Origin of the sequence: Sulfurovum sp. (genome assembly GCF_036568385.1) — a bacterium.
Lineage (GTDB): Bacteria > Campylobacterota > Campylobacteria > Campylobacterales > Sulfurovaceae > Sulfurovum.
The window spans coordinates 25,922-33,296 of record NZ_DATCSP010000092.1; the positions used below are offsets into that span (position 1 = coordinate 25,922).

Annotated in this window: 9 protein-coding genes; 4 read left to right on the forward strand and 5 right to left on the reverse strand. The window is 46.5% G+C overall.

What is annotated here, in order from left to right:
• Nucleotides 1-126: 126 nt before the first annotated feature.
• The 3 genes from metK to VIM88_RS09755 form a co-directional block, all read right to left on the reverse strand.
• Complete coding sequence (gene metK, locus VIM88_RS09745; RefSeq protein WP_331862698.1) at nucleotides 127-1,329, reverse strand: methionine adenosyltransferase; 1,203 nt, start codon at nucleotides 1,327-1,329, stop codon at nucleotides 127-129.
• 62 nt (nucleotides 1,330-1,391) lie between these two features.
• A complete protein-coding gene (locus tag VIM88_RS09750; protein WP_331862707.1) occupies nucleotides 1,392-1,802 on the reverse strand; it encodes a macro domain-containing protein in 411 nt (136 codons plus the stop codon).
• Nucleotides 1,702-1,920: a macro domain-containing protein gene (locus tag VIM88_RS09755; protein WP_331862699.1), complete on the reverse strand. Its 219-nt coding sequence runs from the start codon at nucleotides 1,918-1,920 to the stop codon at nucleotides 1,702-1,704. Before VIM88_RS09755 ends, VIM88_RS09750 begins: the two co-directional genes overlap by 101 nt.
• Before the next feature lie 59 nt (nucleotides 1,921-1,979).
• Here VIM88_RS09755 and VIM88_RS09760 point away from each other — a divergent pair, with 59 nt between their 5' ends.
• The 3 genes from VIM88_RS09760 (at nucleotide 1,980) to VIM88_RS09770 (ending at nucleotide 4,554) form a co-directional block, all read left to right on the forward strand.
• A complete protein-coding gene (locus VIM88_RS09760) occupies nucleotides 1,980-2,204 on the forward strand; it encodes a DUF2905 domain-containing protein (protein WP_331862700.1) in 225 nt (74 codons plus the stop codon).
• Between the two features lie 44 nt (nucleotides 2,205-2,248).
• Nucleotides 2,249-3,847 carry a Na/Pi symporter gene (locus VIM88_RS09765; RefSeq protein ID WP_331862701.1) on the forward strand — a complete coding sequence of 533 codons (1,599 nt, stop codon included), beginning with the start codon at nucleotides 2,249-2,251 and terminating at the stop codon, nucleotides 3,845-3,847.
• Between the two features lie 98 nt (nucleotides 3,848-3,945).
• Nucleotides 3,946-4,554 carry a DUF2238 domain-containing protein gene (locus VIM88_RS09770; RefSeq protein WP_331862702.1) on the forward strand — a complete coding sequence of 203 codons (609 nt, stop codon included), beginning with the start codon at nucleotides 3,946-3,948 and terminating at the stop codon, nucleotides 4,552-4,554.
• Nucleotides 4,555-4,571: 17 nt separating this feature from the next.
• Here the strand turns inward: VIM88_RS09770 and VIM88_RS09775 are convergent, their stop codons facing one another.
• Both VIM88_RS09775 and VIM88_RS09780 read right to left on the reverse strand, forming a co-directional pair.
• Nucleotides 4,572-5,297, reverse strand: coding sequence for an SdiA-regulated domain-containing protein (locus VIM88_RS09775; RefSeq protein ID WP_331862703.1), 726 nt, complete (start codon nucleotides 5,295-5,297; stop codon nucleotides 4,572-4,574).
• The gene (locus VIM88_RS09780; protein WP_331862704.1) at nucleotides 5,294-6,265 is read right to left on the reverse strand and encodes a 6-phosphofructokinase; all 972 of its coding nucleotides are present in this window, start codon (nucleotides 6,263-6,265) and stop codon (nucleotides 5,294-5,296) included. Before VIM88_RS09780 ends, VIM88_RS09775 begins: the two co-directional genes overlap by 4 nt.
• Nucleotides 6,266-6,337: 72 nt before the next feature.
• Between VIM88_RS09780 and VIM88_RS09785 the strand changes: the two genes are divergently transcribed.
• Nucleotides 6,338-7,219: an LOG family protein gene (locus VIM88_RS09785; RefSeq protein ID WP_331862705.1), complete on the forward strand. Its 882-nt coding sequence runs from the start codon at nucleotides 6,338-6,340 to the stop codon at nucleotides 7,217-7,219.
• Nucleotides 7,220-7,375: the final 156 nt, after the last annotated feature.

The following is a 7,375-nucleotide window of genomic DNA, read 5'->3' on the forward strand; positions in this document are numbered from 1 at the left end:
CCAGGAGCACACGGGGATCAAGAGGCCAGATCTCTTACTATGACACAAGACCAAGTGAGCATCAAGGGTTTGTAGATTCCCGATCAATCCCGGAATGACGATGAAAATGAACATGCAACAGAGGTGTTACGCTTTCAAACTTCTAAACCAATCCAGCTCATCCAAGACTTCCCATGGATACGCTGCATAGCCTATCTGTCCTTTTGCCGCGATATCGGCGTATAAAAATCGTTCTTCCCCTGGACGGTCCAAGCCGAATTTCTGAGTGATCCACCTGGGTGTGAGCGGGAACTTTTCTGCGATGAGCTGTGAGAGCTCCTCATCTTTCATCTCGGTCAGGGATGTATGCTGGGTATCGACCGTCACCGAAGAGGGTCTGGTCTCGGCGATGACATAGGAGAGCTGTACCAGTGCCTTCCTGGAAAGCCCTGCTGCAACGATATGTTTTGCCAGCCATCTTGCCGCATAAAGTGCCGTGCGGTCCACTTTCGTATAGTCTTTGGAGCTTTGCGACCCGCCGCCGATAGGTGCATACCCGCCATAGGTGTCACATACCACCTTTCTTCCCGTCAAACCCGAATCTGCTATAGGCGAATGCTGTACGAACCTGCCTGTATTGTTGATGTAGTACGTAATGTGATCTTCGTCAAAATGCCCGCTGTCAAAGACAACTTGCTCCCTGATGATCTTTTTGACCACCCTCTTGACTTCCTCTAGCTCCACAGCTTTATTATGTGCAATAGCCACGATGATCTTGGCGATACGCTGGGGCTTACCGTTATCAAAGTTTTCTTTGGTACCGTAGTCCATGACCACCTGCGTTTTCATGTCCACACCGAATGTTTCTGGATGTTTGAGCGCATAGGCATAGAGCACATCTCTTATTTCCCTCGCATAGGCAAAGGCACTGGGCATATGATCGTGACGTTCACTTGTAGCATAGCCGAACATCATTCCCTGATCCCCCGCGCCTATCTCACTGTCTTCTTTTTCCACTCCCATCGTGATATCGGGTGATTGGGCACTGACATAGACATGCACCTCTGCCTCGTCAGGGAAAAAGGTTTCACCCCTCTCGAATCCTGCTTCTGGATATCCGATCTTTTTGAGTGCCTTAATGGCGATCTCTTGATAAAAAGCAGCATCCACAGGGACCTTGGTCCTGACTTCGCCGCCGATGATGATGTGCTTTCCGCTGATGAAGACTTCCGTTGCCACCTTCGCAGCAGGATCAAGCTGCAGCAGTCTGTCCACAATGCTGTCAGCAATGATATCCGCACACTTGTCAGGATGTCCTGCAGAAACCGCTTCTGAAGCAAAAAGATACATGGTATTTCCTTTTATTGATTACTGGTTATTATCTTAACAGATCTATACTTTAGCGAACAGTGTCAGGGTATCTCTTCTATCGCTCTTTCAAAGACCTCTTGATCGATATGATTATGAAAGACCAAAGTGACTGTCATCTCCTCTTTCTCCCCTAAAAAACGCGTCACCTCTTTATAGGCTATGATGGCTGCTTTGTCTTTGGGATACCCGTATATCCCTGTAGAAATAGCCGGAAAAGCAACATCCCTGCACCCCAGTTCATAGGCCAGTTCGAGCGATTCCCTGTAACACGAAGCCAGCAGTTCGTCACAGTGGTCCCCGCATTGATGATAGATCGGTCCTACGGTATGGATGACATACCTTGAAGGCAGATCACCTGCTCCAGTGGCCACAGATCTTCCCGTAGGCAGCCCGGCAGGGTATTGATCCCGGCGTATCTTTTTGCACGCTTCCAGGATCTGAGGCCCCCCCAGCTCTGTGGATGGCACCGTCCACACCGCCGCCGCCCAAAAGCGAACGGTTCGCTGCATTGACGATGGCACAGGCATTTTCTTTCGTAATATCGCCTTTTTTAATGATGACCCTATCCATCCTTTTGCCTTTAAAAAAGATTTATCCTATAATAACATAAAGTAAGGAGTAATAGTATCATGATGGAGTTTGGAAAAGTACTTATCATTATAGGTGTCGTGATCATCCTGCTGGGGGTCATGCTACTCTTCATCGACAAACTTCCTTTCAATCTCGGTAAACTTCCCGGGGATATCTACTACAAAAAAGAGAACTTCTCTTTTTACTTTCCGATCACCACGGCAATAGTGATCAGTATCATTCTCTCTCTTCTGCTGTATCTCTTTGGCAGGTTTTTCAGATGATGGGATCAGATATGATGTGCATATCGCTGCCATAAGGAGAGCTGATGGGAACCCTCTCGCTACTGACGATACTTAAAGCTGCCGGAGGTCTGGGTATTTTTCTGCTGGGCATGATCGTCATGACAGAGGGGCTTCGGTCCTTGGCTGGAGATGCGATAAGAAATGCCCTGATGCGTTTTACCAAAAGTCCCTATTCCGGTGCAGCAACAGGTGCGCTCAGCACAGCACTGCTCCAGTCTTCCAGTGCCACGACAGTGATGGCAGTCGGGTTTGTGGGGGCAGGCTTCATGACCTTTACTGAATCACTCGGAATCATATTCGGTGCCAATATCGGTTCCACCGTTACCGGATGGATGGTTGCATTATTTGGATTCAAACTCAGTCTTGGCACCATCGTACTGCCTCTTATTTTTCTCGGTGTGATACTGAAGCTTTTTACTCATGGCAAGATCGCTGCCTTTGGCTATGCATTGGCCGGTTTCGGTCTGATCTTTGTCGGGATCTCCACGATGCAGGAGAGCATGAGCGGTTTTGAGGGAATGATCACTCCGGAATACCTGCCCTCAGATACATGGACAGGAAGATTGAAGCTGGTTTTACTTGGTATACTCTCGACACTCATCACCCAAGCTTCAAGTGCGGGTGTTGCCGTAACATTGACAGCACTTTATGCCAATGCGATCAGTTTTGAACAGGCAGCGGCACTGGTCATCGGTATGGATGTGGGTACCACGGTCACTGCTCTGTTGGCCTCGATCGGCGGATCCGTGAATGCCCGAAGAACAGGATTTTCGCACGTGATCTACAATATGTCCACCGCAGTGATGGCTCTCTTTTTGATCACGCCATACATCTATATATGGGATACTTTGGCACCGGGTGCTCTTATCCAAAATGCAGAAATAGCACTCGTTGCTTTTCATACTTCTTTTAATATAGTGGGTGTGATGATCATTCTTCCCTTTACACACCACTTTGCAGATCTTATGGAAAAAATGATCCCATCCAAAGAACCTCTGTTTACCGAAAAACTGGACAAAAGACTTCTTAATGAGCCGCATTTGGCACTGGAGGCAGCCCGTATCTCAGCACAGGATGAGTTCATTGCTCTGCTGCAACACATCAACTATATACTTGAAGATCCTGCCTGCGGCAAAAGATCCGATCTGATCTTACTTCAATCAGCACTGGACAGAACCTACGCTTATGTAGATGAGATCGATCTAAAGCAGGAAAAAGATGCCAAGTGGAAAGAGTTGATCTCTCTGATACATTTGCTTGATCATGCACAACGCCTTCATGAACGTTGTGAAGAAGAATACAGAGCCAGACTTGTACAGAAATCTCCCGATTTTCAGGAGGAAGAACAGCAATTGATCGAAACGAACAAGCATATCATCTCTGCCATATCCTCTAACAGTTTTGCAGATGCCAAAAAGGCTGCCAGGATCAATGAAAAACAGATCAGAAGATCTATGCTCCCCTATAGAGACCGCATCGCTGAAAAGATGGCTCAAGATGAGATCACGATACCTTCCGGTACAAAAAATCTTGAATCAGCAAGATGGCTGATCCGTGTAAGCCATCATATAGCCCGTATCACATACCATATGGAAAAAGCGGTTTTATTTACTGCAAAGTAGTCTTTTCAATACTTGGTATCTTTACGATGCTCTCAGATATTGAAATTATCTTAGCTTATATTTGTTAGTGCTATAATATAGTGAACAAGGAGAATATTATGCCCAAATCACACAAACTGGTCTTTGCTCTGTATATTATTGTCTGGATCATCATGGCGATCGATCCGAAATATCCGCAGGATTGGCTGATTGAAAATGTACTGGTGTTCATTTTCTTCCCTTTCATCCTATGGATGGATAAAAAACATCAATACACACTGCCAAGTCTTGTGATGCTTCTAGTATTTGCAAGTTTGCACTCTTTGGGATCGCACTATACCTATTCGGAGATGGAACACTTCAATGCCATTACGCAATTTTTCGGATTTGAAAGGAACCATTTTGACCGATTGGTGCATTTCCTCTTTGGACTGCTTGTCTTCAGGGTCTTGTTCGAAATGATCCTGGATGTGACGACCACCGCCAGAACGGCACTGCTCTTTACTTTTACGGTGATCCTTTCGATCTCATCCTTTTATGAAATGCTTGAGTGGTGGGCAGCGGTTATCCTTCATCCGGAACTCGGCATGGCCTTCCTGGGGACGCAAGGGGATGTATGGGATGCGCACAAAGACACCGCTTTGGCCATGTTAGGCGCTTTGATCAATATCGCCTTTTATAAAAACTACAAACATCTGTGGCACGAAAGAAAAGAAAAAAGCAGCTAAACAAAGCGCTCTTGGGATCAGAGTCCCAGGCTCTTTTTCCTGTATTTCACTACCCTGCCCTCATCATCGGCAAGATAGACATTTCCTCTGGCATCAAAAGCGATGCCTTCCCAGGCACCTTTGCCTAATTTGATCTTTTTTACATGCTGATTCTTCTGAAGGTCAAACTTGAACAAAAGATCTTCCTTGTCACTCACCATATACAGATATCCCTGATGATAGGCCAAGCCCGCAGTGTCGGCAAGGCGATGTTCGATCACATCCATGACCCGGGCAGGATTTGGGCTCATACTGACCACTGCAAGGAAAGAGCTTTTTTTCTTTTTCGATTGTTTAGCCATGTACACCATATTGCCTGCCTTTGCAATACCTTCCACACCTTCTTTTTTATCGAACAGCGAAAGATTTTTGCCATGATACCTGGTATCCAGGGGCACGTTCTTCTTCTGACTCGTTTTACTGTCAACCACAAGTAGTCCATCGTTTTCCACAGTAAAAAGCAGTTGATCCTCTTCACAGACCACACCCTCAAGATCATAGTTCCCAAGCTTTTTTTTCTGAAGGATCGTACCTTTAGCAGTAAGTCTGTAGTAGGACCCTTCGTCATTCGCTACGATCAGTGTATCATCATGGGCACAGTAGCTTATGCCCGAGGCTTCCGGAATCTTTGCGATGACCTTTCCTGTAGGTGTCCCGCAAGCCGTCACGAGCACAATAAAAGTCACCCACAGAGAATTTCTCACTGTTGGCGTCCAAACTCCATGCCTAGCTTCAGCAGTTCGGCATTCATCTGGTATTTCTTGAAAGCTACCTCTTCTATCTCTTTATGCTCAAACCCACCCTGACTGTAACAGATGACCGTGTTTTGTTTTCCTTCAAGCATCCCGTCTATGGCCTGTGTCACAAAATGAAAGGCCATAAGACGGTCATAGACGGTAGGATTCCCGCCACGCTGCATATGCCCCAATACCATCACGCGCGACTCCATGCCGATCTCCTCTTCGAACCACTTTGCCACCTCTTGCGAATTGTTCAAGGCCTCCGAAACAACCGCTATGAAATACTCCCTTCCCTCTTTGATCTGTTTTTGAAATCTTTTCTTGTAGGCATCCAGATCATAAGGGATCTCGGGTATCAGACACATCTCTGCTCCCGAGGTCAGTGCCGAAACGAGTGCCAGGTATCCGCACTCTCTTCCCATGGCCTCTATCACAAAGGCTCTGCTGAAGGAGGAAGCCGTATCCCGGATGGAATCGATGGCAAACTTGATCACGTTCAGTGCCGTGTCCACCCCCAGACAGTATTCCGTACCTGCGATGTCATTGTCTATGGTCGCCGGTATGCCGCAGAAACGGATGCCGCTGCTCTCTTCTCCCAGTTTTTGCATCCCTTTAAAGGAACCATCTCCGCCCAGAACGACGAGGTACCCGATATCATGTTTGTTGAGGTTCTCTATGGCCTGTCTGCGGTACTTCTCTTCCATGAAACGTTTGGACCTTGAAGAGCGTATCCTGGTACCCCCGTTGACGATAATACCCGCCACGTCTTTGTATCCCGCCTCAGTGATGGTGTCATCGATCAATCCCTCATATCCGTTATGCACAAAGAAGGGTTTCAGACCCTTTGCCAGGCTGTACTCAACAAAGCGTTTGAGTGCTGCGTTCATTCCGGATACATCTCCACCTGAACAGAGTATTGCTATATTTTTCATATTTGAGCCTTTGCAAATTCATAGTAAAAATTATATCATTAAAAAGTATGTATAATATTACAGAGGTTCAGCATGAAAAAAGACATTAAAGAGAATTCCAATACCGTTAAAAAGATCGAAAAGATCGAAAAGATCATCCATGATCCTTCTTTTGTAGTGGCAGAAGATGATAAAAATTTCATCTGTTCCGACGAAGCAAGAGGCGTAAGGCTTCAGCTTGACTATCTCAAAGCAGAGGTCAAGATGCAGAAACATGGGATCGACCATACCATAGTGGTATTTGGAAGTGCCCGTATTCTAGAATTTGATGAAGCTATGCAAAAATTGAAACAGATCGAAGTAAAGCTGGAAGACTCTCCTCACTCCGAAACACTTCTTGGTGAACTGAAGAAAGCTGAAAGCATGGTCAGAAAAAGTGTCTACTACGATGAGGCCAGAAAATTTGGCCAGCTGGTCGGGGAAAGCGGCAAAACCCCTGAAGACTGCCGTGTCACCCTGATGACAGGAGGCGGCCCGGGGATCATGGAAGCTGCGAACCGCGGTGCCCAGGATGTCGGCGCCAAGTCCATAGGGCTGAACATCGAGCTGGCTCATGAACAGTTCCCAAACCCATACATCACCCCCGAACTCTGTTTTCAGTTCCGCTATTTCGGTATACGCAAACTCCACTTTATGCAGCGTGCCAGGGCACTCGTCATCTTTCCCGGCGGTTTTGGAACGATGGATGAACTTTTTGAGATACTTACGCTGATACAAACAAAGAAAAGCCCGGCCATTCCCATTGTCATGGTGGGAAAAGAGTATTGGAACCGTATCATCAATCTCGAATTTTTAAAAGAAGAAGATGTCATAGCGTCGCATGACCTGGACATGGTCAGTTATGTCGAGAATGCACAGGAGGCATGGGACACCATCCTTCAATGGCACAAAGAGCACCAGACACCCCTCTTTTAAAGGGTCCCATAAAAGAAAAAGCACCATTACGCTATAATCGCGGCAATATAATATCATGTAGGATAGCCCGATGAGCGAAACAACCGAAAAAAAAGCAACCTATGACCCAAAAGAAGTAGAAGACAGCTACTATAAATTATGGGAAGAGCGTGGATA

Coding starts and splice junctions, on each gene's coding strand:
- VIM88_RS09760 (WP_331862700.1), top strand. CDS start 1,980: ATGATGGAGTTTGGAAAAGTACTTATCATTATAGGTGTCGTGATCATC.
- VIM88_RS09765 (WP_331862701.1), top strand. CDS start 2,249: ATGGGAACCCTCTCGCTACTGACGATACTTAAAGCTGCCGGAGGTCTG.
- VIM88_RS09780 (WP_331862704.1), bottom strand. CDS start 6,265: ATGAAAAATATAGCAATACTCTGTTCAGGTGGAGATGTATCCGGAATG.
- VIM88_RS09755 (WP_331862699.1), bottom strand. CDS start 1,920: ATGGATAGGGTCATCATTAAAAAAGGCGATATTACGAAAGAAAATGCC.
- VIM88_RS09785 (WP_331862705.1), top strand. CDS start 6,338: ATGAAAAAAGACATTAAAGAGAATTCCAATACCGTTAAAAAGATCGAA.
- VIM88_RS09770 (WP_331862702.1), top strand. CDS start 3,946: ATGCCCAAATCACACAAACTGGTCTTTGCTCTGTATATTATTGTCTGG.
- metK (WP_331862698.1), bottom strand. CDS start 1,329: ATGTATCTTTTTGCTTCAGAAGCGGTTTCTGCAGGACATCCTGACAAG.